The 26,322-nt window shown below is 45.2% G+C and carries 21 protein-coding genes; 14 read left to right on the forward strand and 7 right to left on the reverse strand.

The genetic code is table 11. From position 1 onward, the window contains the following. Positions 1 to 59: 59 nt before the first annotated feature. Entirely contained in the window at positions 60 to 566 is a 507-nt protein-coding gene (locus BLR82_RS12450) for a DUF3231 family protein (RefSeq protein WP_074599792.1), read from the reverse strand. 177 nt (positions 567 to 743) lie between these two features. Next, complete coding sequence (rarD, locus tag BLR82_RS12455) at positions 744 to 1,661, reverse strand: EamA family transporter RarD (RefSeq protein ID WP_074599793.1); 918 nt, start codon at positions 1,659 to 1,661, stop codon at positions 744 to 746. A 300-nt stretch (positions 1,662 to 1,961) separates the two neighbouring features. Here rarD and cls point away from each other — a divergent pair, with 300 nt between their 5' ends. Beyond that, positions 1,962 to 3,404: a cardiolipin synthase gene (gene cls, locus BLR82_RS12460; protein ID WP_074600077.1), complete on the forward strand. Its 1,443-nt coding sequence runs from the start codon at positions 1,962 to 1,964 to the stop codon at positions 3,402 to 3,404. A 26-nt stretch (positions 3,405 to 3,430) separates the two neighbouring features. After that, the gene (locus BLR82_RS12465; RefSeq protein ID WP_074599794.1) at positions 3,431 to 3,964 is read left to right on the forward strand and encodes an acyl-CoA thioesterase; all 534 of its coding nucleotides are present in this window, start codon (positions 3,431 to 3,433) and stop codon (positions 3,962 to 3,964) included. A 277-nt stretch (positions 3,965 to 4,241) separates the two neighbouring features. On the opposite strand, the gene BLR82_RS12470 is transcribed toward BLR82_RS12465, so the two are convergent. Further along, complete coding sequence (locus BLR82_RS12470) at positions 4,242 to 5,840, reverse strand: HsdM family class I SAM-dependent methyltransferase (protein ID WP_074599795.1); 1,599 nt, start codon at positions 5,838 to 5,840, stop codon at positions 4,242 to 4,244. Positions 5,841 to 5,973: 133 nt separating this feature from the next. Next, on the reverse strand, positions 5,974 to 6,300 hold the full coding sequence (locus BLR82_RS12475) for a winged helix-turn-helix transcriptional regulator (RefSeq protein ID WP_074599796.1): 327 nt from the start codon (positions 6,298 to 6,300) through the stop codon (positions 5,974 to 5,976). A gap of 365 nt (positions 6,301 to 6,665) precedes the next feature. Between BLR82_RS12475 and BLR82_RS12480 the strand changes: the two genes are divergently transcribed. From BLR82_RS12480 to BLR82_RS21075, 6 genes are all read left to right on the forward strand, one after another. After that, positions 6,666 to 7,484 carry a VOC family protein gene (locus tag BLR82_RS12480; RefSeq protein WP_074599797.1) on the forward strand — a complete coding sequence of 273 codons (819 nt, stop codon included), beginning with the start codon at positions 6,666 to 6,668 and terminating at the stop codon, positions 7,482 to 7,484. 165 nt (positions 7,485 to 7,649) lie between these two features. After that, a complete protein-coding gene (locus tag BLR82_RS12485; protein WP_074599798.1) occupies positions 7,650 to 8,306 on the forward strand; it encodes a type 1 glutamine amidotransferase domain-containing protein in 657 nt (218 codons plus the stop codon). A 185-nt stretch (positions 8,307 to 8,491) separates the two neighbouring features. Beyond that, complete coding sequence (locus tag BLR82_RS12490; protein ID WP_074599799.1) at positions 8,492 to 9,910, forward strand: alanine/glycine:cation symporter family protein; 1,419 nt, start codon at positions 8,492 to 8,494, stop codon at positions 9,908 to 9,910. A gap of 188 nt (positions 9,911 to 10,098) precedes the next feature. After that, positions 10,099 to 11,982 (forward strand): ABC-F family ATP-binding cassette domain-containing protein, encoded by a 1,884-nt coding sequence (locus tag BLR82_RS12495; RefSeq protein WP_074599800.1) that lies wholly within the window; start codon positions 10,099 to 10,101, stop codon positions 11,980 to 11,982. Between the two features lie 1,037 nt (positions 11,983 to 13,019). Next, positions 13,020 to 14,261, forward strand: a complete 1,242-nt coding sequence (locus BLR82_RS12505) for an aminopeptidase (RefSeq protein ID WP_074599802.1) — start codon at positions 13,020 to 13,022, stop codon at positions 14,259 to 14,261. Between the two features lie 87 nt (positions 14,262 to 14,348). After that, the gene (locus tag BLR82_RS21075; RefSeq protein WP_175486805.1) at positions 14,349 to 14,516 is read left to right on the forward strand and encodes a hypothetical protein; all 168 of its coding nucleotides are present in this window, start codon (positions 14,349 to 14,351) and stop codon (positions 14,514 to 14,516) included. A gap of 334 nt (positions 14,517 to 14,850) precedes the next feature. On the opposite strand, the gene recQ is transcribed toward BLR82_RS21075, so the two are convergent. Then, entirely contained in the window at positions 14,851 to 17,010 is a 2,160-nt protein-coding gene (gene recQ, locus BLR82_RS12510) for a DNA helicase RecQ (protein ID WP_342721554.1), read from the reverse strand. Between the two features lie 385 nt (positions 17,011 to 17,395). Next, complete coding sequence (gene brnQ / locus BLR82_RS12515) at positions 17,396 to 18,691, reverse strand: branched-chain amino acid transport system II carrier protein (protein WP_074599803.1); 1,296 nt, start codon at positions 18,689 to 18,691, stop codon at positions 17,396 to 17,398. 303 nt (positions 18,692 to 18,994) lie between these two features. Between brnQ and BLR82_RS12520 the strand changes: the two genes are divergently transcribed. Beyond that, a complete protein-coding gene (locus tag BLR82_RS12520; protein ID WP_074599804.1) occupies positions 18,995 to 20,848 on the forward strand; it encodes a cation:proton antiporter in 1,854 nt (617 codons plus the stop codon). A 297-nt stretch (positions 20,849 to 21,145) separates the two neighbouring features. Here BLR82_RS12520 and BLR82_RS12525 read toward each other — a convergent pair whose 3' ends face one another. After that, entirely contained in the window at positions 21,146 to 21,328 is a 183-nt protein-coding gene (locus BLR82_RS12525) for an SE1832 family protein (RefSeq protein WP_074599805.1), read from the reverse strand. Between the two features lie 131 nt (positions 21,329 to 21,459). On the opposite strand from BLR82_RS12525, the gene BLR82_RS12530 reads away from it, so the two are divergent. From BLR82_RS12530 to ehuA, 5 genes are all read left to right on the forward strand, one after another. Then, on the forward strand, positions 21,460 to 22,311 hold the full coding sequence (locus tag BLR82_RS12530) for a GNAT family N-acetyltransferase (RefSeq protein ID WP_074599806.1): 852 nt from the start codon (positions 21,460 to 21,462) through the stop codon (positions 22,309 to 22,311). Between the two features lie 791 nt (positions 22,312 to 23,102). Beyond that, complete coding sequence (ehuB, locus tag BLR82_RS12535; RefSeq protein ID WP_074599807.1) at positions 23,103 to 23,993, forward strand: ectoine/hydroxyectoine ABC transporter substrate-binding protein EhuB; 891 nt, start codon at positions 23,103 to 23,105, stop codon at positions 23,991 to 23,993. Between the two features lie 80 nt (positions 23,994 to 24,073). Next, positions 24,074 to 24,736 (forward strand): ectoine/hydroxyectoine ABC transporter permease subunit EhuC, encoded by a 663-nt coding sequence (ehuC, locus tag BLR82_RS12540; RefSeq protein ID WP_281242202.1) that lies wholly within the window; start codon positions 24,074 to 24,076, stop codon positions 24,734 to 24,736. Continuing rightward, a complete protein-coding gene (ehuD, locus tag BLR82_RS12545; RefSeq protein ID WP_074599809.1) occupies positions 24,733 to 25,443 on the forward strand; it encodes an ectoine/hydroxyectoine ABC transporter permease subunit EhuD in 711 nt (236 codons plus the stop codon). Before ehuC ends, ehuD begins: the two co-directional genes overlap by 4 nt. Beyond that, positions 25,443 to 26,213, forward strand: coding sequence for an ectoine/hydroxyectoine ABC transporter ATP-binding protein EhuA (gene ehuA, locus BLR82_RS12550; protein ID WP_074599810.1), 771 nt, complete (start codon positions 25,443 to 25,445; stop codon positions 26,211 to 26,213). Before ehuD ends, ehuA begins: the two co-directional genes overlap by 1 nt. The last annotated feature ends 109 nt before the right edge of the window (positions 26,214 to 26,322 follow it).

Raw genomic sequence — 26,322 nt, forward strand, 5'->3', positions numbered from 1 at the left:
AAAAATGGGGACAGACCCCTATCCTCGTGCAACGATGGAAGGGACTGTCCCCGAAATGCTTATTCAAAGTTTTGGTTATGGATTGGTGGCGGAATGAGCCAGCCTTTTTCTTTATTCAACCGTAGCAGTCTGGCACCGAATTGTGCTTTGCTCATATGGATCTGGCCGTACATCATGGCGATATCCTCCCTGATGCATTGAGCGATGATTTGGCTGCAAGCAACCAGCCCCTGCCCGATATCCCGGGAAATAGCGGCGCTTATTTCAGGATCATTGAACCTTGCGCCGGAAGGGATTTGTTCTAAAGCCGCTTTTGCCCGCTCCGGTGGCGATGGAGGAAGAGCAATTCCGTTATTTTTCAAAAGCTCCTCAAGTTCTTCGTTTTCCTGCTTCATCGTCCGGATCATGTCTTCAATCAATTTCTTTAAGTCCCGGTCGCCGGTATGGTTCGCCATGGTTTGGTAACCTGCGATCAAGCCCTTACTGCCTGCAAGACTGCTCCAAATCCCGAAAACTTCACCATAATGCATTGGCTGGTTTTTTGGATTTCCACTTAAAATACCCATTTTTTCACTCCTTGCTGTATAATCATGCAAGGATATAGTTTGCGAATAGCAGGAAAACTATGCGGGACAATTCACTTTTGTCAGAACGAAGCAACCATTATTTATGAAAAAACGTTTTCCCTTTCCGCTTTTTGAAGGGTAAAAGGAACCGGTTTAGGGAAAGCCTGATTATGAATCCTAATAACTACGTGAGAACCTCGACTCCAAATGATGAAACCATTTGGTGCGGGAGACAGTATATATAGCAAGGGCTGCCCAAATGCACGTGAAAGAGACTAGGTGTGCATGAGTAAAGGTTTCTCCATATAGAAATACACCGATAAACAGCATCAGCGTTGGGGCGAAGTATTGCAGGAATCCGACCATGGAAAGAGGGATTCGCTGTGCTCCGCTGGCAAACAATAATAACGGGACAGCTGTCGCTACGCCGCTTAAAACCAACAGTCCAGTGGTGGAAGTGAAGACCTCCGGAGCTGTACCCGCAACAGTTTGCCGGCTGACCAAATAAATCAAGGCGATTGGCATGACAATCAGTGTTTCAATCGCCAGTCCAAACATCGCGCTGATGGCCACTGTTTTTTTCAACAAGCCGTATAAACCGAAGGAGAGGGCCAGCATAATGGAAATCCAGGGAAAAACACCGAAGCTGATGGTTAAGTTAACGACACCTGCTGCCGCTAGTAAAAAGGAAACCAGCTGCCACTTCGTCAGCTTTTCTTTTAGAACGACCATTCCGAGAATAATGCTGATCAACGGGTTGATATAGTAGCCGAGACTCGCCTGTACAACATGGTCGCTGTTGACGGCCCAGATAAATACGAGCCAATTGATACTGATGACAATCGAGGCAAGTGTAATGCCAACCAGTCGTTGTCGGTCACGTAGGATTTGCTTGCATTCCCGGATGAACGGTCTCCATTTTTTTGAAAAGGACAATAATAAGACCATGAAGACAAAGGACCAAACAATTCGGTGTGCAAGAATTTCACCAGCAGGAACATTTTGCACAAGTTTCCAGTAAATCGGCAGAAAGCCCCATAAAATATAAGCAGCGGCCGTATAAAGGACGCCTGCTTTGAATTCTTTATTTTCCATAACGTCAACCTCTTTTTCTTTAAATTTCTATTGGTTCTTTCCGATATGCTTAGGTATAGAGAAACTAAAGCAAAGTGAATAGAGTAAGTTTAGAACCCCTGAGCCAAAAAATCAATTATTTTAGATTGATTAACGCTCTACGGGGAAGGAACACAGCTTTGCAAGAAAATAGTTTTGGAAAAATACGGAGAGAAGAGTATAATTACACTGCTAATGCCCTTATCGACTGGCAAATCGAATCATTCACAACACGCTTTCTACATAATGGCGGAGGGGGGGAGAAACATGGTGATCGATATCATGATCATATTACCTTATATCATTGGGTCGATTTTAGTTTTCAACATCTTATTGGCACTGGCAATTGTCTTTTTAGAACGAAGGGACGCTTCATCAACTTGGGCATGGCTGATGGTACTGTTATTTATACCAATCGCTGGATTCTTTCTTTATTTAATCTTTGGCCGCAAGCTGAGTAATAAGAAAATCTTTACGTGGGACACCAAAAGCAGACTTGGTGTCAAAACTGCCGTCCAGGCACAAATGCGGGCTTTGGAAGAGGGGAGCTTTCAGTATAAGGATGAGAGTCTTATTCCTTATAAGGACTTATTTTACTTACATTTACGCAATGATGATGCCATCCTCACCCAAGATAACCGTGTCGAGGTTTTTACGGACGGCCAGAAAAAATTTCATTCCCTGCTCCAGGACATCGAAGAAGCAGAGGACCATATACACCTGTTATATTATATCATCCGGGCAGACCGACTTGGAGAACTGTTGGCCGATGCATTGATCAAAAAGGCCAAACAAGGCGTCCAGGTGCGGATTCTTTATGATGACATGGGCTCAAGGGAATTAAGCAGGAAATATATCCGCAAAATACAGGCGGCAGGAGCAGAGGTCGAGGCCTTTTTTCCACCATTGATTCCCAAGGTCAATTTGAAAATCAACTACCGCAACCATCGGAAGCTTGCCATCATTGACGGCAAAATTGGCTATATTGGCGGATTCAACATCGGTGACGAGTATTTGGGGTACAACAAAAAATTCGGCTATTGGCGTGATACCCATCTCAAAATCGTCGGCGACGCGGTAAGGAACATGCAGACCCGTTTCATTCTGGACTGGAACCAAGCCTCCAGAAACGATATATTGTATGAAGAACGGTACTATGCGGCCGAGCCGACTGGAGAAGTGGGAATCCAGATTGTTTCCAGCGGCCCGGATTCGGAATGGGAACAAATTAAAAACGGCTATATCAAAATGATTATGTCTGCCAAGGAATACATCTATATCCAAACGCCTTATTTCATTCCCGACGACAGTCTGGCAGATGCTTTGAAAATTGCGGTATTGTCCGGGGTTGATGTGCGGATCATGATACCGAACAAACCGGATCACCCGTTTGTCTATTGGGCTACTTATTCCAATATCGGTGACCTGTTAAAAGCAGGTGCAGATGTTTATATTTATCAGAATGGCTTTCTTCATGCCAAAACTATTGTGGTCGATGAAAAGATAGCCTCAATTGGTACAGCCAACATTGATGTACGCAGTTTCAAATTGAACTTTGAAGTAAATGCGTTCCTTTATGACCGGCAAGTTGCCGGTGAGTTAGCAGAAAAGTTCAATGAGGATATTTTGCATTCCAGTCAGTTGTCCTATAAGCTTTATTTACAGCGGTCCATATGGATTCGAATCAAAGAGGCGATTGCCCGACTGCTTTCGCCAATCCTATAAATTAAACAGAAAAGTGAGGAATCACGATGGAAGCAAAACCTTGTGTCGCTTCATTGACAGTGAAAAATTCGCATGTTCTACCACCAGATACAAATAGCCATGGTACATTGTTTGGCGGCAGGCTGATGGCCCATATCGATGACGTGGCAGCTATTGCTGCCAGGAGGCATGCCCGTAAGCCGGTTGTAACGGCGTCCACCGACTCGGTCGATTTTCTGGCGCCGGTAAGAGAAGGAGATACCATTTGTTTGGAAGCTTTCGTAACCTGGACGCACAAAACATCGATGGAAGTATTTATCAAAGCGGTAACAGAGGATCTGGATACCGGCGAGCGCAAAGTATGTACCACAGCATTTGTCACCATGGTGGCTATTGGGCCGGATAACCGTCCGGTTACGGTGCCGCCGGTCTACCCGGAATCGGAAGAAGAGAAATTTTTACACGAAGAAGCCCCGAAACGGGCGGAACTCCGTAAACAGCGGAGAAGTAATTCCAAAGAGATGGCTCGTACATTTGGCACTGGCTTTCCTTGGAATGAAAATACGAGACACGAAAAATAGGATCTCCATTAGAGATGAAAAGCAGCTGCCAAACTGAGTCCAAGTTTGCAGCTGCTTTTTTATACGCCCGGAAGGAACAAGCTTTGCAGGATAAAACGTGCTATGACGCTTCGATCCACGTCTTCAATATTCACTAATCAGCAAGCTTTGGCAGGGAAAATTTCTGGAATTATTGTGCCTTTCCTTAGCACAAAGGACGCTTTCTCCGAGGTCTTCAGACCAGGGCTGCCTCGCTGGAGTACATAGTCCGCAACGCTGATAAGTTTGGGAAGGGTGTTCAATGCTTTTGTAAAATCCGTTCAAAAATCTCTTCCAGCTCTTGTACTTCCTGTTGAGCCATTCTTTCTGAATCTTGCAACTGATCCTTTTTTATCTTCTGGTAAATCGCTTTGATTTCCGCAGCTTCTGCGTCTGTTATCACATCCAGGTCTACGACCATGGCCTGCTTAATATCATTTGGTTCCAGCTTTTTCAGTCCTTTTCCATACTGGCGCTGACATTCCTCCAATATCTCCTGGGAAATTCCCGTCATAAAATAAGCCATCAACAATTCGAGCTTTTCCCGGTATTCCGGAAGCATGTACAAACCATGGAAGCAGGTCAAGCTCCTGACTTCGGCTTCGTTACGGATGAATTTCACCTTTTTTCGACTGAAGGTGGAAATAAAAATATCGGGCGGCAGTCTTGTTTCATTCTTGTACCATGGACGCCTACGCTTTGTTAAATACCTTGTACTGCTGCCGGAAGCTTCTCCATGAGCCAAATAGGCCCGTACCTGCCCACTGGAGGGATTGCTTTCCTGAATATTCAACAATAGGACCGGAGCCCCTGAATCGACTAGTGCTTTATAGTCGTCGGAAAAGAAGAAGTTCCCTGTCACTTGACTAGCTTTGGAAAGGCACGGAAGGAAATTTTCCTTTTCCAGCCGCCATTCCTTCCGGGTAGTTTCCGAAATACAAAAAAATTTATTATCTCCTGTCGCGATTCCTCTGTTGACCCTGGCAAATTCAGCGATTGGTTTCATATGCCGGTAGTTTTTTTCAATGGAGGGCTGGTAGTACCCGCGCCATTTTGAATGAGGATCCAAATCAGTATAGTTATACACCCGGCCGATGGGCGGCCGTTCTCCAAAAACTTTTATGTATTCATTCAGTTGAGCCAGTTCTTCGTGGTTGTTAAGGTGAATGAATTCCAGTGTCGAGCTTTTCCGGTTGTTATCGAAAAAGAAGAGTGCGGCCGTCGTAGCCGCCTGGTCAAACCAGTTTTTCGTAAAATTAGTGACCGCGACAGCGTGAAGGTTTTGCTGTTGTAGTAAGTATTGCTTAATCGGCGCACCGTAGTCAGCGTTTAAAAAGTCAGAAGGAATGATAAAGGCAGCACGGCCATCGTAGGCTAACTGGTGAATGGCTTTCAGCAAAAACAATGCATATATATTGGTGAAACCGGACAACTTTATGCCAAGTTTTTCCTTGAACAATTGTAAATAATCCTGTTTTTCGGAATAGTGTTTGAAACGGATATAGGGTGGATTGCATATAATGCCTTGGTAGGTATTCTCCCAGTCCAGTTTTAAAAAGTCCTGTTCAACAAGACGGACGTTCGCTCTATCTGCTTCCAGGCGTCGTCGGGCAAAAGTCAGTATCTGCTGGTCGATATCATAGCCCGTCACAGTCAGCTTCCCGGGCAGACCGGTAACAAGCTCTCCGAGACCGACAGCCGGGTCTACGACATGTCTGCAGTCCGGATTGCCAAGAATCCAGGCTTTCATTACTTCCGAAATATTGCTTGGTGTAAAATATTGACCGAGTTTTTTTCGGGCATCGGCGTCTACCTGCCGACAATAGTGATTGGTAATTTCCTGACTGTGATCATTCAATACTGTGCACACACCTTTAACGTGATTAAACATCCGTGAGGAGCGCCGAAGCTAGTCGGCACGACGCACTAATCTTTTACTTCGCTTATACGGAGAAAAAGCCGCTCCTGTGGAAGCGGCTGGATTGCATCTATTATAAAGTTTCGTTGACTTCTTCTGCAGCCACCCAGTTTTCGGACCAGGTTTTTATTTCTTTTATGACTGGCTCCATGGCTTTTCCTTTATCCGTAAGTCTATATTCAATCCTGACAGGAAATTCCGAGTACACATTGCGTTCCACGATTTGTTCCTGTTCCAGCATTTTTAATCGGTCGGATAACAGTCTGCCGCTGATTGGCAGTTCCGCTTCCATTTCAGAAAAGCGTTTTTCCCCATCGAGAAGCTCAAACAAGATGAGTCCCACCCAGCGTTTGCCGAACAGCTGCATGGCCTTTTCGAAACGAGGACATAACTCTTGCATCTATATCACCCCTGCCTTACTTACTAATATATCTTATTATTCACCAGTAGAAAAGGGAGTATAAGAAGTCTGAAAACTACGGGACACTGTTTTTGTACGCACACAATTGCTAAACCATGCTTAGCCCTGCGCTTTCCACGGACCAACTGATGATCTTGCTCGCGTGGTCTCACTTAGCCCCCTCCTGCTAAGTCTCATACTGCCTTCAATTCGAACTATCGGATAGATAGGCCTACATCTTTTGTGTGCGCCATCTTTCAGGCAAAACTTTTTTAAAAAAGATTGACGGGAATATATTACTAATATACACTTACTTACTAAAAGTAACTATTTTAAGAATAACATAAAAAGAAGGTATAGTAAATATGAACCAGGATAATTTGCAAGCCTTTCAATGGCAAGAAGTCGAATTGACGGTAAACAATCTAGCTCGGTCACTCGATTTCTATCGGTATACACTAGGGTTTTCCATTCTTGAGGCAAAAGCAAACACCGCTGTTCTAGGGACACCGGACAACACGGTCCTGTTGCGTTTATATGCAGACAGCAAAGCGATTAAACCATCGGAAAATATGGCGGGGCTCTACCATTTTGCTATCCTTGTCCCCGAACGGAGAAACCTTGCAGCCTTTTTACAGCACATAATAGAGAAGCGCTATCCACTTGTCGGTGCCTCTGATCATGGGTTTAGTGAGGCCATTTATTTGCAAGACCCAGACGGAATCGGAATCGAAGTATATGCCGATCGGGACAGGAGCGAATGGAAAGGGATGGACGGTGAACTACCTGTAGCAGCTGATCCGCTAAAAGTCCAGAACCTGCTGCATTCAGCTGAAAAATGGCACGGATTTCCGCAGGGGACCACGATCGGACATTTGCACTTTCATGTCTCCTCTATTTCAAAAGCACGACAGTTTTATGTAGAACAATTGGGATTTTCTCCAACCATCGCGCTCGGAACGCAAGTGTTGTTTGTTGCTGCTGAAGGCTATCATCACCACATTGGCTTAAATACTTGGCATGGAGAAGGAGCGGCCCTTCCTGAACCAGGAATGATCGGCTTACGTTCAGTAACTGCACATGTAAGTCAAAATGACTTTGACCGGCTTCTCCGGCAGGAAACGATCGGGATGGACGGAAGTATTACCGATCCGTTTGGTGTCATCTATCGTTTCCAATCATAAGCTCTAAAGCTGTCGCGCGTTGAAGCGACAGCTTTTTTTATAGCTAATTGGTGAACCGCATGTGTCACTCCTGGCGCTTCCCTTTTATGCATGCACCATGTTTAACATCGGGTGGAAAATGGAATAGCAAAAGTGAATCCAGCCTTATCGAAGGAGGCGTCACATATGGGAAAAAAAGTATTGATGGTGGTTACTTCTTCCCAACAAATGGGAGACCATCAAACAGGACTATGGTTGTCTGAATACGGTGAGCCATACAGCATTTTTGAAAAGAACGGATTCGATATCACGGTAGCAAGCCCGAGTGGCGGCAATGTCCCGCTTGATCCGAACAGCTATGAAGATGAAGCGCCGGATGAATGGGAAAAACCGGTTAAATTGCTAGAGAATACGGAAAACCTTGCTGCACAAAGTCCAGACGACTTTGACGGAATCTTTCTTCCTGGCGGCCATGGCACCATGGAGGATTTTCCGAACAATGGTGCGCTCCAGGAAATATTAAGCGACTTTGCAGAGAAAAACAAAGCAATCGGAGCTGTATGTCACGGTCCGGCTGGTTTTGTCAATGTAACGCTTAACAATGGGCGTAAATTGGCGGACGGACGTCGCATGACAGCGTTCACGAATGAAGAGGAACAACAGATGAAGTTGATGGATAAGCTTCCGTTCAAACTGGAGAGCAGCTTGAGAAACGAGGGAGCGGAGTTCAGTCAAGGACAGCCATTTTCCGATTACACGGTTACCGATGGAAATCTCGTAACCGGGCAAAATCCTCAATCGAGTGTGTCGACTGCCAACGCATTCGTCGATTTGCTAAAATAACCTATCTCCGATAGGATAATATAGAGGCAAATTACACGAGCGGGGATATCCTCGCTCGTGCTTACTATGAAAGAATAAGTGGGCCTGCCTGTTGGTTTGCCTGGCTGGCAGGACGGGTAAAAAATAGATGCTGTTAGTTTTTTTACATAGGATAGCAGGTGACGAGAAGGAGTAGGAGGAACGGTATGTTTGCTGATATATTATCCACTTTGAATGACTTTCTATGGGGCTACGTGTTGATAGCAGTCTTGATCGGGCTGGGATTGTTTTTTACTATTCGCACGAGGTTTGTGCAGTTTAAGCTATTACCGGAAATGTTCCGGGTGTTATTTGATAAGCGGACGATAAGTGCGAAAGGGAAGAAGGGAACATCCGCCTTCCAAGCATTTACCATCAGTACAGCTTCGCGTGTCGGAACCGGAAACTTGGCGGGAGTTGCTTCTGCCATCGCTGCCGGTGGACCTGGCGCTGTTTTCTGGATGTGGCTCATCGCCTTGATTGGCGGGGCTACCAGTTTTGTGGAAAGTACCCTGGCACAAGTGTATAAAGTGCCAGATAAGAACCAATACCGCGGCGGCCCGGCATATTATATGGAAAAAGGGCTGAAGAAACGCTGGCTCGGAATCGTATTCGCCATTATTATAACGTTTACATATGGTCTTGTGTTTAATTCTGTACAGTCCAATACAATCCGCCTTGCATTTGAGGAATCGTTTGGAATCAGTCCGGGATGGATGGCAGCCATCCTGGTTGTCCTGACAGCGGTGGTTATTTTTGGAGGCTTACGCAGTATCGCCAGAGTGACCCAGTTCATCATTCCATTCATGGCCATTATGTATGTATTGCTCGCCATTTATATTCTTCTGGCGAACGTCACTGCCATTCCGGAAATGTTCCAGTTGATTTTCGCCAATGCCTTTGGAATCCGGGAGATTGCCGGTGGGGGCTTCGGAGCGGCCATCATGATGGGAATCAAGCGTGGTTTATTTTCCAACGAAGCAGGTATGGGTAGTGCGCCAAATGCCGCCGCTACAGCAGAGGTCACACATCCGGTCAAGCAGGGTCTCATCCAGACACTAGGTGTGTTTCTCGATACCCTGGTCATCTGTAGTGCGACTGCATTGATCATTTTGACAACAGAAGGATATGCCGGAAGCACCCTGCAAGGTATTCAGATTACCCAGAGTGCCTTCGAATCACAGCTGGGATCCTGGGCGGCAGTTTTTGTAGCCATTGCTATTTTTCTGTTCGCTTATTCCTCCATTCTTGGTAACTATTATTACGGAGAAACGAACATTGAGTTCATCAAATCGAGCAAGTCGGCTCTGACTGTATACCGAGTGGCCGTACTGCTTATGGTTACCTTTGGCGCCTTGCAGGAATTCGACCTTGTTTGGAACTTGGCCGATCTGTCGATGGCGATCATGGCATTGATCAACTTGTATGCGATTGCCATGCTTTCAAAAGTTGCTTACCGGACACTGGCGGACTATCTAAGTCAAAAGAAGCAAGGCAAGGATCCTGTCTTTTACCGGGAAACGCTTGATGGTGTTACCGGAATAGAATACTGGGGGAAACACCAGACTTCTGAAAAAGAACAGTAAGCATTAAAAAGAGAGGAAGGTAGTTCATCAGGCTGTCGGAAACGGTTCCGGCAGCCTTTTGCAATTAGATGCTTCCTCCAGTTTTGAACCTAAGCAAAGGGAGACAGCGGCAGTTATTGTTAACTTTTTTGATTATCCTTTATAATTGAAAGGATATCGTTTTAAATCATAAAAGGATGAGTGATTGAATGAGTATCCTATCTGTAGAACAGTTATATAAATCTTTCGGTGACAAGGTATTGTTCGACCATATCGGATTTACCATCGAACCAAAGGAACGAATCGGTTTGATTGGTGTGAATGGAACCGGTAAATCGACATTGCTGAAAGTGATAGCCGGAATCGAGCCCAATGAGGGTGGAACCATTAAACATGCCAACGAGTTTCGTATTGAATATTTGAATCAGGAGCCTGACTTAGATGATGGCTTAACCGTGCTGGAACAGGTCTATCAAGGTGAATCGACAATCATGCGTACCATGAGGCAATATGAAGAAACACTTCAACAGCTTGAAGAACAGCCGCAAAATACGGCTCTACAGGAGAAGCTGTTGAAGGCACAGCAATCCATGGATGAACAGGAAGCATGGGGCGCTAATACGGCCGCCAAAACCATCTTGACCAAACTGGGCATTACTGATTATTCGAAAAAAACCGCCGAATTGTCGGGCGGGCAAAAAAAGCGGACGGCAATCGCCCGAGCTTTGATCCAGCCGGCAGACTTGCTGATTCTCGATGAGCCGACCAACCATCTGGATAATGAAACGATCGAATGGCTGGAAGGGTACTTGCCACAATATGAAGGTGCCTTGATTCTCGTAACACATGACCGCTATTTCCTTAATCGGATTACCAACCGGATTTATGAGTTGGATAAAGGGAATTTATATACGTACGAGGGCAATTACGAAACGTTTTTGGAGAAGAAAGCAGAACGGGAAGCTTTGGAGCAGCAGAATGAACAAAAACATAAAAACACTCTCCGCCGCGAACTGGAATGGCTGCGCCGTGGGGCAAAAGCACGCTCTACTAAGCAGAAGGCCAGGAAGCAGCGCGCCGAAGAAATGAAGCAAGTCACATTTGATACAGGCGGTCAGGAACTCGATTTTCAGGTCGGATCACAACGCTTGGGCAAAAAAGTGATCGAGCTGGAGAAAATCAGCAAATCCTATGCAGGCACATCCTATATTGCCGATTTGGATTATCTCGTGGTTCCGGGAGATCGAATCGGTATTATCGGGCCCAATGGTAGCGGAAAAACAACGCTTCTAAATATCATGGCAGGAAGAATGGAACCCGATTCCGGAATAATGGAAATCGGGCCTACTGTGAAAATCGGCTATTATACGCAGGATCATACGGAAATGGATGAGTCACTGCGTGTCGTCGAATATATAAAAGAGGCTGCTGAAGTCGTTCACAATGTCGAAGGAGAAGTGATAACCGCCGAGCAAATGCTGGAACGTTTCCTATTCCCCAGGTCACAGCAGTGGACCTATGTCAGCAGGCTGTCCGGTGGGGAGCGTCGACGGCTGTATTTGCTTCGGGTTTTGATGGGGGAACCGAATGTCCTGTTGCTCGATGAGCCGACCAACGACCTGGATACAGAGACGCTCGGCGTGCTCGAAGACTATCTTGATCAATTTCCCGGTGTTGTGATCACCGTATCACACGATCGTTACTTCTTAGATAGGGTTGTCCACCGTCTGATCGCTTTTGAAGGCCAGAATGATATCCATTTCTTTTACGGAAATTATAGTGATTACCTGGAGGAGGCAAAATCCCATCAGCAGCCGAAAGTAAATACGGCCAAACAAACCGCTTCTCCACGCAAGAAAAAGAAAAAACTTTCCTACCATGAACAAAAGGAATGGGAAGGGATAGAGGATAAAATCACTGAGTTGGAAGAAGAACTGGAGACGGTAAAAAAAGAAATTGAACAGGCTGGAAGCGACCTCGGAAAAGTCCAGGACCTTTATACCCGACAGGAGCAGCTGGAAGCTGACTTGGAGCAGGCGATGGAACGCTGGGAGGAACTTTCGCTGTTAGTCGAGGAAATGGATAATCAATAAAAAATCAGAGCGTTTGCCCCTTTTCCCACAAATAGTTGTTTTTAAAATTTTTGGCCACATTAGAAAGAAACTGCGCAGTAACTGTAATGTAAATTGCCATTGCCTATTTAAATAAGAGTGTTAACCCTCGCTTCGGCAGCATACTTCGCTTTCCGCGGGCGCGGCTTCAGCTAACTTGGTAAAGAAAACCGCTTTCCCAAGTGGATCTTCAGCTCGCGCTGTTCCCGCAGGAGTCTGCGTAAGCTACCTGCGCTAAGAAGCATGCTGAATGTCGCAAGTGTAGAAACCCTTTTCCTTGAGACTCAACAAGCTATCTTAAAAACGGTTGTCAGGAAATAGGCTCTTCTTTTCATAAAAAGACAGTGGGGGTCCGTCTTTTCTCCTTTTCTTAGACTTTCTGCTTGTTCTCCCAGCTATGTCTTTTGATAAGACGGTTCATGGAGTACCAAGTGAATCCAAGCAATGTCTAGTACCCTCATTTATAAACAGGAAGCTGTTCCTAGCGAAGGAAAAACCCGAAGACTCCTGCGGGAGGAAAGGCCTCGGTGAGATCCCGCAGAGCGTTAGCTCGAGGAAGCTCACCAGCCGCCCGCGGAAAGCACAGGGTATTTCCGCAGCGCCGAACTCCCTCTCAATAAGAGCAAGAAGTTAGGAAGGCGCATTCAAATTATGTGGCGTTTTATATTTTTCACGAAAGCCGAAATTATTAGGAGAACAGTTTATAATATAGATTCACTTTATTTGAAGTGGAAGTTTTTCTTTGATGGAAAGGTGGTGCGGGAATATCCTGTACCTCCAAGAAATCGTTTGGAGACTAACCAGGAGGAGAATACCGTGGGCAAGCTGGTGAAGTTTAGGGAGCTTCACTTGCAACCGTGCCAAGCGTTATGTAGACCGCTATCCCACCGCGACGCTTTTTCGCTGAATGAATTGCAACGAGAATAATAAGAAAATTTTGTTAGTTTCCGTTTTTTGTGAAATAATAGAGAGGTGAAGAAAACAGACTGACAGATCGATTTTTTTTGGAGGGAAAAACAATGGCAGAGTTAAAAAACTTAGAAAAATATGCGGAGCTGGCACTGAAAACCGGTGTCAATCTGCAAAAAAACCAAACTTTGATGATCAATGCGCCGATTGAGGGCGCGGATTTTACCCGAATCGTCGTCCGGAAAGCCTATGAACTTGGTGCCAAGAATGTACATATCAATTGGGCGGATGACGAAATTTCATTGCTTAAATATGAGAATGCACCAGAAGAAGTATTGACTGATGTCCCTCAGTGGCATGTGGACAAGCTTGTGTCCTTCGCTAAAGAGGGGGCAGCGGTCTTGTCTATCCGGTCGACGAACCCGGATTTATTAAAGGATATCGATGCAGGCAAAGTAGCAAGGGCTTCCAAGGCCAATGCAGAAGCGATGAAGGAATTTCGCCAATACACCATGAATGACAGAATTCCGTGGTCGATCATATCGATTCCTACTGGTGATTGGGCGCAAAAAATCTTTCCGGACCAATCGAAAGAGGAAGCAATGGAAAGCTTGTGGCAGCAAATCTTCAAGATTGTCCGCGTCGACAAAGAAGATCCTGTAGCAGCTTGGGATGAGCACAATGCGACCTTGCGGAAAGCACGCGAATTTTTGAATAGAAAACAATACAAGAAATTGGTTTATAAAGCACCAGGCACAGATATTGAGCTGGAGCTTCCGAAAGGGCACATTTGGAAAGGCGGTTCAGCGAAAACAGAAAAGGGCACGGATTTCAACCCGAATATGCCGACAGAGGAAGTCTTTACATTGCCGGACAAATATGGGGTGAACGGAACGGTTTCCAGTACCAAACCACTGAACTATGGCGGTAACTTGATTGACGGTTTCAGTTTGACTTTTGAAAATGGAAAGGTAGTCGATTTTCAGGCTGACCAGGGCTATGAAACCTTGAAGCACTTACTGGACACAGACGAAGGGGCAAGACGTCTTGGCGAAATTGCGCTTGTTCCGCACGAATCTCCGATTTCCCAATCTGGTCTCATCTTTTATAATACGCTTTATGACGAGAATGCATCTTGTCATATTGCTTTGGGCAAAGCATATCCGACCAGCCTGGAGGGCGGTTCGCAAATGGACGACGAGCAGCTTGACAAACATGGGGTCAATGACAGCTTGACTCACGTGGATTTCATGATTGGCTCAGCTGAACTTGATATCGATGGCGTGACTGCAGACGGCAGCACAGAACCAGTATTTCGGAAGGGGAGCTGGGCATTGGACTTCGATGCATAAGTAGTTTCGGTTTGATACTCGTCATACCGGGGTATTATCTTGTTAAGATTCGGTGTTTTTCGATAACGACCGAAAGGAGAGTTCCCCATGGTAAGACGGAATGAAGGCGAGATGATCGGCTTTCAATCGAACGCTAACGAGTTCCATAAGTGCTCGAGTTGCGGAAAGCTCTTGTCGACAAGACAAGAGGAAAAAATCAAGCTTTGCAAAGATTGTCAGGAACGGCATAACCAAGATACAACCACCGGGATTTGAAAAAAATTCATTCCTACTGAAAAAAGCACGCGGAAGAGTTTCTGCTTCTCCGCGTGCTTTTTCCATTAGGACAATTTGCATCGATCAAGTTTCTTTTGAAAATACTACAACGTGATTTTCAACATTTTACTTTTCTTCTGTTTGGATCGGATGCATATCACTTTCCAAGTAGAAGCCACGTAAGTTAATTGAATAAAACCATGAAAATATATGTGTAGCAAGGAAGAAAATACTAACTGAAAACAGAACGCAACGTTAAGCAATGCATTTCCATGGCACTAGCTCCATGTACTGCGCTATCGCTTCGTTGCTATCTATCCTTTTCACCAAAAGGCTAGCGATTAAGCAGAATTCCGTGCTTGATTAAAACAGCTTTGATTGCCGTATAGCTGATATCTGATTCAAGCATTTCTTTGATGGGCTTGAGTTTTGGTTCATCCAGCTCCTTGCGGGCGGCAAGCACCTCTTCTTCCTCCGATTTTGTAAACAGCCTGTCCCAATCTAGCGGATTTGCCTCGGCATAGGCCTTGAATAAATGATTGGCGGCCGTCTGCTCGGTGATTTCGCGGGAAGCTGCAATCTCTGCCAAGGTGGATCCATCCAAGAATAGCTGATAGCTTACGAGGTGACTCGGTCTTTCGTCAGCCTTTTCCCGTTTTTCCAGAATACCTTGGCTCGAAACGACAGAGTTTTTATCGGTTTGTTTTTTCTCCACTTTATCGGCCCATGGCAAAATTGCTTGAAGAAAAGGCTCGCCATACTGTTCGAACTTTTTCTCCCCTACCCCTTTTACACGGAGCATTTCTTCTTTTGTTTGTGGGAAGTGACGGGCCATCTCCTTTAATGTTGCATCAGAAAACAGAACATATGGTGGTACTTTCTCTTCTATCGCTATCTGCTTGCGCAACTGCCGGAGCTCCTCGAACAAGGCTTCGTGGTAATCGGCTGCAGCCGTACTTCTGGCAAAACCGGTTTGAACCCATACTTGCTTACGGCCTTGCAGTACTTCTTTTGCATGTTTGGTCAGCTTAAGAATCGGATAGCGGTCGTCCCCTGTGGAAAGAATATTCTCTGCCACGAGGAAGTGAATGAAATTGGTCAATTCCTTTTCGGTATATTGAGACATCAGTCCATAAGTCGACAGCTGATCAAATTGAAAGTCCTTTACTTTTTTATCTCTCGAGCCTTTCAGCACTTTGGCCGTTAATCCGGCGCCAAATCTTTCGTCCATGCGCTTAATGCAGGACAGAACCATCTGGGCTTCTCTCGTCATGTCTTCCCGGTTGTCACTGTTAAGACAGTTGCTGCATTTGCCGCAGTCTTCCACGGCGGAATAATCATTGAAGTAATGAAGGATGTACGTTTGCAAGCAACTATGGGTATGACAATAATTGATCATCGCCTGTAGTTTTTTATATTCCTTTGTTTTCTTTTCTTCATCCATCAGGGATTGCTCGATGAGAAACTTCTGCAGCTGGATATCCTGGCCGGAGAAAAGCAGGATACAATCGCTAGGTTCTCCGTCCCTGCCTGCTCTGCCAGCTTCCTGATAATAGGATTCGATATTCATCGGCAGAGCGTAGTGAATCACATAGCGGACGTTCGATTTATCAATCCCCATGCCAAACGCATTGGTGGCAACAATGATCGTTTTTTCATCTTGAATAAAGGCATTCTGCGCCTGTTTCCGATCCTGTTCGGAAAGCCCGGCATGATATTTGGCAGCGGCGTATCCTTTGCTTACGAGCAGCTGATGGACCGTATCCGTTTGTTTTCTAGTGGATGTATAAATAATTCCAGATTCTGCTGGACGCTCTTTCAGATAATCAAGCACAAAGTCACGTTTACTGCTGCCCTTGACGATATGAAAAGATAGATTATCCCTGGCAAAGCCCGTGTTGATGACATGATCGTCTTCAATGTTCAGCAGTCTGCGGATATCATAGTTCACTTCATCGGTAGCAGTGGCAGTCAAGGCAACAATTACCGGAAGATTAGGCAGTTTGGCCAAAGTTGGCACGATTGATCGATAGCTGGGGCGGAAATCGTGTCCCCATTGAGAAATACAGTGGGCTTCATCAAAGGCAACCAAGGATAGGTTGATCGATTTGATTGACTCGATAAACGTAGGTGATTCGAATCGCTCGGGTGCTGCATACACGAATTTATAGCGGCCAGCCCGCAGCTGCTGCATCCGGTCCTGGAATTCTTCGGAGCTTAACGTGCTGTTTATATAGGTGGCTGGTATGCCGAGTGAGGACAAGGCATCCACTTGGTCTTTCATCAATGAGATCAATGGCGAAACGACAATGGCGGTTCCCTCAAGGGCGAGCCCGGGGATTTGATAACAAAGTGATTTTCCTCCGCCTGTCGGCATGATGGCCAGCGCATTCTTTTGGCTGGTCACGTATTCGATCACAGCTTGCTGGCCCGGCCGGAAGCTTGGAAAACCAAAGTATTCTTCAAGTATGTGTTGGGCTTTTTCCATTATCATGGTGTTCATCCTTTTCTTTAAGTTCCAAATTGAAAAAAATCAATACTACTATCCTATCACGATTCTCTACGGACGAGAATTGCCTATTTTTAAATATCTCCGTATTCATCATGTTTAAATTTGCCGTTAATAGGGGAGAAGTTGTCAACATGGTTATAAGAAAGAACATAAAGATGAATTTTTGAAAATCCCATCTAAATCAGGACAGTGGATAATGGTCCTTGGATTTTCGTGCAAGTTCAGCATATAAATGGAGAGGAACGTTTGTGGAATGACTAACGATAAATTTGCTCTAACATAAAAAAGATTTGAAAACAAAAATAGGGCGGCCCTTGCAGGCGGGCGGCCCTATTTGTTATCAGTGCATCGTTTGCTGCTTTTTAAGCTAAAAAGTTTCTCGACTATGGTCGATAAATCCGCCAATCGATGCGCCGATCACGGCAGGTAGCAGCCAGCCAAGACCGACAGAGAACAGAGGAAGCTGTTCGATCCATGGTTGGAGGGCAGTCATTTCCAATCCGAACTCGGTCAGACCCTGGTAGATACTGACAACAGCTGTCAGCAGGATTGCACCTCGATATACGAGCACCGATCCTTCAAACCACTTGTCCAGGAAGGTGAGCAGGACAAGCACAATGGCGATCGGATAAATGGCGACCAGTACAGGCACGGAAATGGCGATAATTTGATTCAGTCCGAGGTTGGCAATCAAAAAACTTGCAATGCTGACAATAGCTGCGATTTGCTTGTACGAAAAACGAGTAGTCCTGGCGAAGTACTGAGCGCAGGCAACGGTTAAACCGATGGATGTAGTGAAACAAGCAAGTGCTACAATAATTCCAAGCAGCAAGAGTCCGAAATTCCCATATACCAATTGGGTGGCACTGGATAGTATCTGACCACCGTTATCGAAATTACCTTGAGTTGCCATTTTGGCGCCAATCCATCCAAGCGAACCATATACGAGTGTCAGGGCAATCCCGGATATCATCCCTGCCTTTAAAGTGGATGTCACCAATGCTTTTTTGCTTTGGATACCGTTGTCCTTAAAGGCGGTTACGACAATGATGCCAAATGCCAGTGCAGCAATGGCATCCATGGTTAAATATCCTTCTACAAAGCCGCTGAAAAAAGGGGCTGTATGGTATTTCTCGCTCGGCGTGCTGGATGGGGACTGCAGGATAAAAAAGCTGCCGATACAAAGCGCCGCCACGGCAATCAATAAAGCAGGAGTCAACCATTGGCCGATTCGATCGACTAGTTTGGAAGGGTTTAGACTGAACCAGTAAACCAAACCAAAAAAAACAACCGTAAACAGGACCAGTATCAAGGCGTGGTCTGCGCCAGCCTGTACAGACGGAAGCACACCCATTTCAAAAGCTACATTGGCCGCTCTGGGAATACCGAAAAAAGGTCCAATTGCCAAATAAATAATCGAGGTAAACAACAGTCCGAAAAATGGGTGAACCTTGCTTCCCAATTCGGATGTTTGATCCCTGATAAGGGCGATTGCAACTATTGCAAGGATAGGCAGCCCAACCCCGGTTAAGATAAAACCAATCATGGCAGGCCAAAAGGAAGTACCTGCCTCCAACCCTAAGGTAGGAGGATAAATTAAGTTTCCTGCCCCGAAAAACAGGGCAAATAGCATAAAACCTATTAAAAATGTCTGTTTCACCAAGCTGCATTCCTCCGTAAGCAGGCTCTTACCAAATGAACTAGCTGTATCATCAATAAAAACGTTGCATTTTTTTGAAATATGAAAAAGCAGAACTATACTACCAACGGGTTAGCCATTTGTCAATGATACATGGAATAATGAAGAAAAATATCAACGTGCTGACAACGGAATATAGGTACTTCATATCATGTCGAAATCCGGTGTCTGATAAACAAACCGTTTTACAAGGACAACACGCCACTTTACACTATGAGATATCTTTTTACATCGTACGAATTTAATGCAGAAAGGGGTAAAAGTGCTATGAGCGATTCCCTTTTATTAGAGATAATGTTGATAGGCGCGCTCGGTGTCGGCTCGCAATGGTTATCCTGGCGCTATCGTCTTCCCGCCATTGTGGTTATGTCGGTAGCAGGATTATTAGTAGGACCGACACTTGGAATAATGAATCCAAGTGAAGATTTCGGAGATTTATACCGGCCGATTGTATCTGTAGCTGTGGCAATCATCCTGTTCGAAGGCAGTTTGAATCTTCGCTTACAAGATATTAGAGGATTAGGAAGACCCGTTATGCGGATTGTCACTGTTGGAGCCTTTTTATCATGGATACTAGGTTCCTTAACAGCACACTATGTTGGTGGTTTATCCTGGGCTGTTTCGTTTGTGATCGGCGGGGTATTCATCGTAACGGGTCCGACCGTCATCTTGCCGTTATTGCGGCAGTCGAAATTGAAACCAAGACCCGCCAAGATCTTGAAATGGGAAGGGATCATTGTCGACCCAATCGGTCCGCTCCTTGCGATTTTGGCCCTGGAAGTCATTCTGGTTCTCACCAATGACGGCCACAGTCTATTATCCTTATTTTTGTTCATGCTGGCTTCTCTGTTCGCTGTCATTCTCGGATGGGCGTTCGGCAGGGGGATCGGCTGGATGTTTGAAACAGGACACGTACCGGAGTATTTAAAATCTCCTCTCGTTTTTGCAGCAGTAATTGCCTGTTTCACGATAGCCGATGAAATTACGCATGAGACAGGTCTGCTTGCAGTGACAGCAATGGGGATGACACTGGCTAATATCCGCATCTCGTCCATACAGGATATGCGGCACTTCAAAGAAAATATTTCGATTTTGTTGATTTCGACGATTTTTATTATGCTGACAGCATCCCTTACTAGGGCAACGCTATTGCAAATATTCCGGCCGGAGATTATTGGCTACGTACTGTTGATGTTGTTTATCGTCCGTCCGCTGTCGATTTTCTTATCAACGATTCGCACTGACTTATCCAAGTCGGAGAAGCTGCTTGTCGGCTGGATTGCACCGCGGGGAATTGTAGCGCTAACTGTTTCAGGCTATTTTGCCTCCATTTTATACGATGAAGGCTACCAGGATGCAGCGCTGGTGACCTCTATCACCTTTGCATTAGTGTTTTTTACCGTTGTTGCCCATGGGTTTTCTATCAGCTGGCTGGCCGGAAAACTGAATCTGTCTGCGGAAGGACGTCCTGGAACCATGATTATTGGCAGCAACAGCTTTACCGTTGCTTTGGCGAAAATTCTCAAAGAAATGAACATTCCGGTGATTGTGTCTGACTCCTCCTGGCAGCGGCTTTCAAAAGCGAGGAATGCCGGAGTCACCTTTCATCACGGGGAAATTTTGTCGGAGCAGACAGATTACCGGATTGATATGACACCATACGATTATCTGATTTCAGCGACCGAATTTGATTCATATAATGCCTTGGTTGCTACGGCGTTTGTTCCGGCGTTCGGTCGCAACAACGTCTTCAAGCTGAGTATTCAAAGAGAACGCGGAGATCATGTGGAAGACTTGGACCCTACGATAGCAGGCCGGGTCTTGTTCTCGGAAAATATATCATTGGAAGGGTTATGCGGCAAGATAGATGAAGGCTATGTGATGAGAAAGACGAACATTACCGAACAGTACACATACCCAGCCTATCTTGATGACCGTGTCCATGGCACCATTTTGCTGTTTGTCCTGCGCGTATCTGGGAACGTGGAGTATTATACCGATGAAATAAAATTAAAGGCAGAACCTGGAGACGTAGTAGTCAGTCTGACGCCACCCAGCAAGGAAGTAAATAAAATAAAAGCCAGGCTAGACCAACAGCACCAGGAACAAAACAATCAGTAGCAAAGTGGACTAAGCGTACCTCAACCGCTCTATTTGATCACAAAAAAGTAACTATACACCAAGCAGCAGCCCAATTCACTAATGAATTGGGCTGCTATTTTTCATGGCAGCGTGATAAAGTTCAGTTTTGATGCTAAGCCATTCGAAGGACGGGATATGTGTAGTGTAAAACGAACAATTAGCCCCCGGCTTTTTTGATTGCGAAATCCTCAAGCTTTTGCTTAGCTGGCTTATGATGCAGCAAATCTCTATTTACCATTAAGTTTTTTCTATGCTGGGGTTTGTTTGACCAACCGTTTACGCTTCCAATTCATCCAGTTGCTCGTTCAGACTGGCTAGTTCTTGTTCCATATCAGCCAGTTGTCTCTCCGCATTGGCAGTATTTCCTCCGACAGAGTCAAGTTTCTCCAAGTCGGCTTGAATCCGCATATAATCAGATTTTAATTCACTGATCCGGTTTTCGATTTCTTTTTTTGTCATGATAACCACTCCCTTTAATAAAACTGTATGTCAGCAGGAAGTCCTCGTCAACCAGCAGGCTCTCTAAATAGCAGTAGAAAGTGTATCTGAGATAGGTTAAACTACTAGAAAGAGTGCGAGGGGGAACAGGGATGGAAATCTTGCAAACAGAAGATGTTAGTGATTTTTTTGAACAGGCAGAATCCTTGCTGGTAGAAAAAGAAGCCTGTAACAATCTTGGGTTAGGGATTCTGAACAGGGTGATGGAAAGTGGAAGTACACAAGATCAAGCCCCGCCATATTTGGGGATGGTCAAAGAAGCAGGTAAACTGGTATATGTTTTTCTTCAAACGCCGCCGCACAATCTGATTCTTCCCGATATCGGAACGAGCCGGGCGGAAATTTTAAGTCTTATTGCCCGCCATCTTTATCACCAGGGCATTCAACTTCCTGGTGTGGTGGGTCCTGTTAAAGCAGTCCAGCAGTTTGCAGCCAAATGGGAGCAACTAACTGGGGAAAAAGCAGAAGTGGAAATGAAACAGCTTATTTACAGGCTTGATGAGGTGCATTTAGTAGAAAAAGGAAGTGGCCATCTCATCCCTGCTGATGAAAAGGATGAGGCATTGATCAAAGCTTGGTTGATCGGCTTTGGCAAAGAGGCAAAGGTATCAATGGACGATGTGCGGGCAGGAGAAATGGCCAAGGATTTTATTGGGTCTCGATCCGTCTATCTATGGGTGGTGGATGGCCGCCCCGTATCGATGGCAAATCAATCAAGAAAGACGAAAAATGGCGTCACCATCAATGCCGTTTATACACCGGACGTTTATAAGCGGAATGGATATGCCACGGCGCTTGTTGCCGCTCTTTCCCAAAAACTGCTTGATGACGGAAATCTGTTTTGCAGTTTGTACACGGACCAGACGAACCCAACTTCCAATGGAATATATCAAAGGATCGGCTATCACGTAGTCGGTGAGTCCGTCATGTATAGCTTTCGTTAAAAGGTACACGCTGTCGTGTCGTTTCTAAGCAAGTTGTTCAACAGAAGGAATCGATGTAAGCAGGCAGAAAGAGGGTCAATAGAATAGATGTTTAAGAGACGAGCGGCAAATTGCCCTTCCAAAAGGATCCGCCCCAAAGTCGCTAGATGGCTTAGGGGACGGATCTTTTCTATCGTTAACGGGTGCTTTTTTCTGGTTTCGGGGTATAAAAAATCTAGACAAGAAGAGAAAACTTTTCAGTGGAAAAAGAATAGACGCCCACCAATGCTAATTTAAGCGGCATCATGATGCGTGTTATATAATTGATGTTTTTCTCGGGTATGCAAAGCAAGAGCCTTTTGCGATTGCTATGCCCAGAGTCCTAGAAAGAATGAAAATCCCTGATTTGATGCCTGATATGATCTTTATTGCAATCGGATGGAATTTTCTGTTTAGTTAGAATTTTAGAGTATTTACTATCTTATTCAAGCAAATATAAATATCTTGGAGATATAACGGAATCAGCTGGTTATATGCTGTATGACTCGATTTAATCAGAATATTCATAGATTGAAGAATGTAAATATTAGGTATAAAGTTATATATATGCCTATAGGCACTCCAAGCATTTCTCCGAAATTGTGCTTCACTTCTTTTATCCGTGGTGGAGGTGTTTCTGCTCGCGTGACATTCAGCTGAAGGTGAAATCCATACGGATAACAAGAATTATTTTTACTTACTAATTAGCGTCTGCTCAAGTGCACAGCAAATGCTTTTTTTACTTATGAATTTCAGGGAGGTTTAATTAGTTAATGAAAAAATACTTATCGGGTTTAGTACTAGGTTTAGTGTTGATTTTTGCACTGGCAGCATGTGGTTCTGACGACAGCAGTGACGGAAATGCCAGTGGTGATGGAGACGGCGGTAAGCTGGCCGAGCTTCAGGATGCAGGTAAAGTAACTATTGGTTTTGCCAATGAAAAGCCGTACGCTTATGAGGAAGATGGAGAATTGAAAGGAGAAGCTGTAGCCATCGCTAAAGAGGTATTTAAAAATCTCGGTATCGATGAAGTAGAAGGCCAGCTTGCTGATTTCAGCCAGTTGATTCCAGGGTTGCAGGCAGGTAAATTCGATGTAGCGACTGCCGGTATGGCTATCACGCCTGAACGGTGCGAAAACGCCGATTTCGGTGAACCGGAAATTAAATATGGGGAAGGCCTTATCGTCGAAAAAGGTAATCCTCACAATATTACCAGTTATAAGGACATAGCGGACAATGAGGACATTACCGTATCTGTTATGTCAGGTGCTACGGAAATCGACTTTCTGCAGCAGGAAGGTGTAAGCGAAGATCAGATTTCAGAAGCTCCGGATATTCCGGCAACGTTCTCTGCTGTTGAATCTGGACGTGCCCAGGCAACCACTGGTACGGAAATGACGATTAAAATGGCGCTGGAATCTGCCGACACAGATGCATTGGAATTCGTTGAAGGCTTTGAACAGCCGGACATCGAAGGCGTGCCAAGCTATGGTGCAGCAGTTTTCCATCCTGACAATGATGACTTGAGAGAAGCTTACAACGAAGAGTTACAAAAATTAAAAGACAACGGTGAAATTGCCGGTTTGATTGAACCATTCGGTTTTTCAGAAGAAAGCAATGTCATTACTGAAGACATTACTACCGAAGAACTTTGTCAAGGATAATAGGGGAGAAAAAATAATGTAAAGCAGGCCCCCTCGTGTCAGGGGGCCTGCTTTTCCCGGTAAAGAAAGGGTGAATCCGCATTAGTGATCTTACTGAAATCTTCTCCGTATTAATGAAGGGGATCAACATAACGATAACTGTACTGATCGCTTCGGCGATATTATCATACTTAGTCGCCTTTATCGCTGGGTTTGGCAGGTTGTCGAATAATATTTTTATAAGGAAATTCACCGGTTTCTATGTAGAGGTATTCCGGGGAACATCCTTGATTGTCCAGTTGTTCTGGTTTTACTATGCACTTCCTGGGCTCTTCGATATCCATTTGGCCAGTGACTTTTGGGCAGCGGTAATCGCCATTGCCATGAACTATGGTGCCTATATGTCTGAGATTGTCCGCGGCTCGATTCTTTCTGTTGCCAAGGGACAGCGAGAAGCTGCTACTGCTTTGAATATGTCGAGATTTCAACGTATGCGGCTTGTTATCTTACCCCAGGCAGTACGGATGATGCTTCCTGAATTCGGTAACTACCTGATTCAGATGCTAAAGGCTACGTCTTTGGTTTCCCTGGTGGGACTGACAGATATACTTTATCATGGAGACATATTCAGAAGTACGCACCTGTCACTGGCACCGACTGTGTATATTCTGATTCTGGTCTTTTACTTTATTTTAGCGCTTCCGTTGATATGGCTGACTCGTTGGGCAGAAAAACAATCATCGAAGGGAGTGGCTAGTGAATGACTTGGAATTGGAATTATGTAGTTGAATCGTTACCCGCTATCTTCCAGGGTATGTGGATTACGCTGGGACTTACAATAGCCTGTTATTTGTTTGCCATGTTGTTTGGTTTTGTCTGGACTTTTGTACGACGGATTCCTTGGAGGCCATTGCAAATGGTCGTTGCGTTCATTATGGAATTCATCCGTTCAACACCGCCGTTGGTCCAATTGTTTTTTCTGTATTATGCATGGCCGATGGTTCCATATGTCGGTTTAACATTGGACCCGATCACGGTGGCTATCATTGGTCTCGGTGTTCACTTTAGTACGTATATAGCTGAAATATATCGCTCAGGTATTGAGTCGATTGATAAAGGGCAATGGGAAGCGGCTACGGCATTGAACTTGTCATTAAAAGATAAATGGACAAAAATCATTTTGCCACAGGCAATCCCGCCGACAATCCCGATGCTCGGCAACTATTTGATTATCATGTTCAAGGAAGTACCGTTGACTTCCACAATCGGTGTTGCCGGCATGCTTCATATGGCAAACAACTTTGGTTCAAAGAACTTTGCGTATTTAGAGCCGTTGACCTTAGTCGCGTTGTTCTTCCTGGTGATGAGTTATCCGACAGCCGTACTATTCCGCAAGCTTGAACAGAAAATGAATCGCCGGTTCGACAAAAGTAACCCGACAGGCAAAATAGATAAAGGAGTTGTCACGTGATGGCAAAACCAATTGCAGTATATAATGATGTCCACAAATCATTTGGTGATGTGGAAGTTTTAAAAGGAATTGATCTGGAAATCGCTCCGGCGGAAAAAGTGGCGCTAATTGGACCGAGTGGCTCCGGTAAGACCACGATCATCCGTATGCTGATGACTTTGGAACAGCCGACCTCCGGCACCATCGTTGTCGATGGCCAATACTTATGGCATATGGAAAAGAACGGGGAGCTTGTCCCGGCCAATGAAAAGCATTTACGCCAGGTTCGTGGTGATATTGGCATGGTGTTTCAGCATTTTAATTTGTTTCCGCACATGAGCATTCTGGAAAACTGTATGGTTGCTCCGATAAATGTAAAAGGAGTGCCTAAAAAGGAAGCCAGAGAGCGATCCGTGGAAATGTTGGAAAAGGTAGGACTGGGAGACAAGCTTGACGATTATCCAAGCCAGCTTTCAGGTGGTCAGAAACAGAGGGTGGCGATGGCAAGAGCATTGGTGATGCGCCCGAAAATCATGTTGTTTGACGAGGTCACCTCCGCTCTCGATCCCGAGCTGGTCGGTGAAGTATTGGAGGTCATTCGTGATATCGCTAAAGAAGGCGAAATGGCCATGGTGCTTGTTACGCATGAGATGGATTTTGCACGTGATATTGCCGACAGGGTCGTGTTCCTGGACGAAGGCAGGATTGCTGAGCAGGGTACACCTGAGCAAGTATTGGAAAACTCAGAGAGCGAACGATTGAATTCGTTTCTCAGCCGTTTTCGTTCCTGATAAAAACGGCATGGTTCCGATCAAGCACCGGAACCATGCCGTTTTTTGTTTTATCGTTTTTTAACATCTTTACTGGGCTTTCGGGAGAAGCGGGTTTATACCGATTTCG

It is taken from the genome of Sediminibacillus halophilus, from assembly GCF_900103695.1.
Lineage (GTDB): Bacteria > Bacillota > Bacilli > Bacillales > Amphibacillaceae > Sediminibacillus > Sediminibacillus halophilus.

Excerpts from the sequence above, each read along its gene's own strand:
- BLR82_RS12450 (WP_074599792.1), bottom strand. The coding sequence starts at position 566 with ATGGGTATTTTAAGTGGAAATCCAAAAAACCAGCCAATGCATTATGGT.
- rarD (WP_074599793.1), bottom strand. The coding sequence starts at position 1,661 with ATGGAAAATAAAGAATTCAAAGCAGGCGTCCTTTATACGGCCGCTGCT.
- cls (WP_074600077.1), top strand. The coding sequence starts at position 1,962 with ATGATCATATTACCTTATATCATTGGGTCGATTTTAGTTTTCAACATC.
- BLR82_RS12465 (WP_074599794.1), top strand. The coding sequence starts at position 3,431 with ATGGAAGCAAAACCTTGTGTCGCTTCATTGACAGTGAAAAATTCGCAT.
- BLR82_RS12475 (WP_074599796.1), bottom strand. The coding sequence starts at position 6,300 with ATGCAAGAGTTATGTCCTCGTTTCGAAAAGGCCATGCAGCTGTTCGGC.
- BLR82_RS12480 (WP_074599797.1), top strand. The coding sequence starts at position 6,666 with ATGAACCAGGATAATTTGCAAGCCTTTCAATGGCAAGAAGTCGAATTG.
- BLR82_RS12485 (WP_074599798.1), top strand. The coding sequence starts at position 7,650 with ATGGGAAAAAAAGTATTGATGGTGGTTACTTCTTCCCAACAAATGGGA.
- BLR82_RS12490 (WP_074599799.1), top strand. The coding sequence starts at position 8,492 with ATGTTTGCTGATATATTATCCACTTTGAATGACTTTCTATGGGGCTAC.
- BLR82_RS12495 (WP_074599800.1), top strand. The coding sequence starts at position 10,099 with ATGAGTATCCTATCTGTAGAACAGTTATATAAATCTTTCGGTGACAAG.
- BLR82_RS12505 (WP_074599802.1), top strand. The coding sequence starts at position 13,020 with ATGGCAGAGTTAAAAAACTTAGAAAAATATGCGGAGCTGGCACTGAAA.
- BLR82_RS21075 (WP_175486805.1), top strand. The coding sequence starts at position 14,349 with ATGGTAAGACGGAATGAAGGCGAGATGATCGGCTTTCAATCGAACGCT.
- recQ (WP_342721554.1), bottom strand. The coding sequence starts at position 17,010 with ATGATAATGGAAAAAGCCCAACACATACTTGAAGAATACTTTGGTTTT.
- BLR82_RS12520 (WP_074599804.1), top strand. The coding sequence starts at position 18,995 with ATGAGCGATTCCCTTTTATTAGAGATAATGTTGATAGGCGCGCTCGGT.
- BLR82_RS12525 (WP_074599805.1), bottom strand. The coding sequence starts at position 21,328 with ATGACAAAAAAAGAAATCGAAAACCGGATCAGTGAATTAAAATCTGAT.
- BLR82_RS12530 (WP_074599806.1), top strand. The coding sequence starts at position 21,460 with ATGGAAATCTTGCAAACAGAAGATGTTAGTGATTTTTTTGAACAGGCA.
- ehuB (WP_074599807.1), top strand. The coding sequence starts at position 23,103 with ATGAAAAAATACTTATCGGGTTTAGTACTAGGTTTAGTGTTGATTTTT.
- ehuD (WP_074599809.1), top strand. The coding sequence starts at position 24,733 with ATGACTTGGAATTGGAATTATGTAGTTGAATCGTTACCCGCTATCTTC.
- ehuA (WP_074599810.1), top strand. The coding sequence starts at position 25,443 with ATGGCAAAACCAATTGCAGTATATAATGATGTCCACAAATCATTTGGT.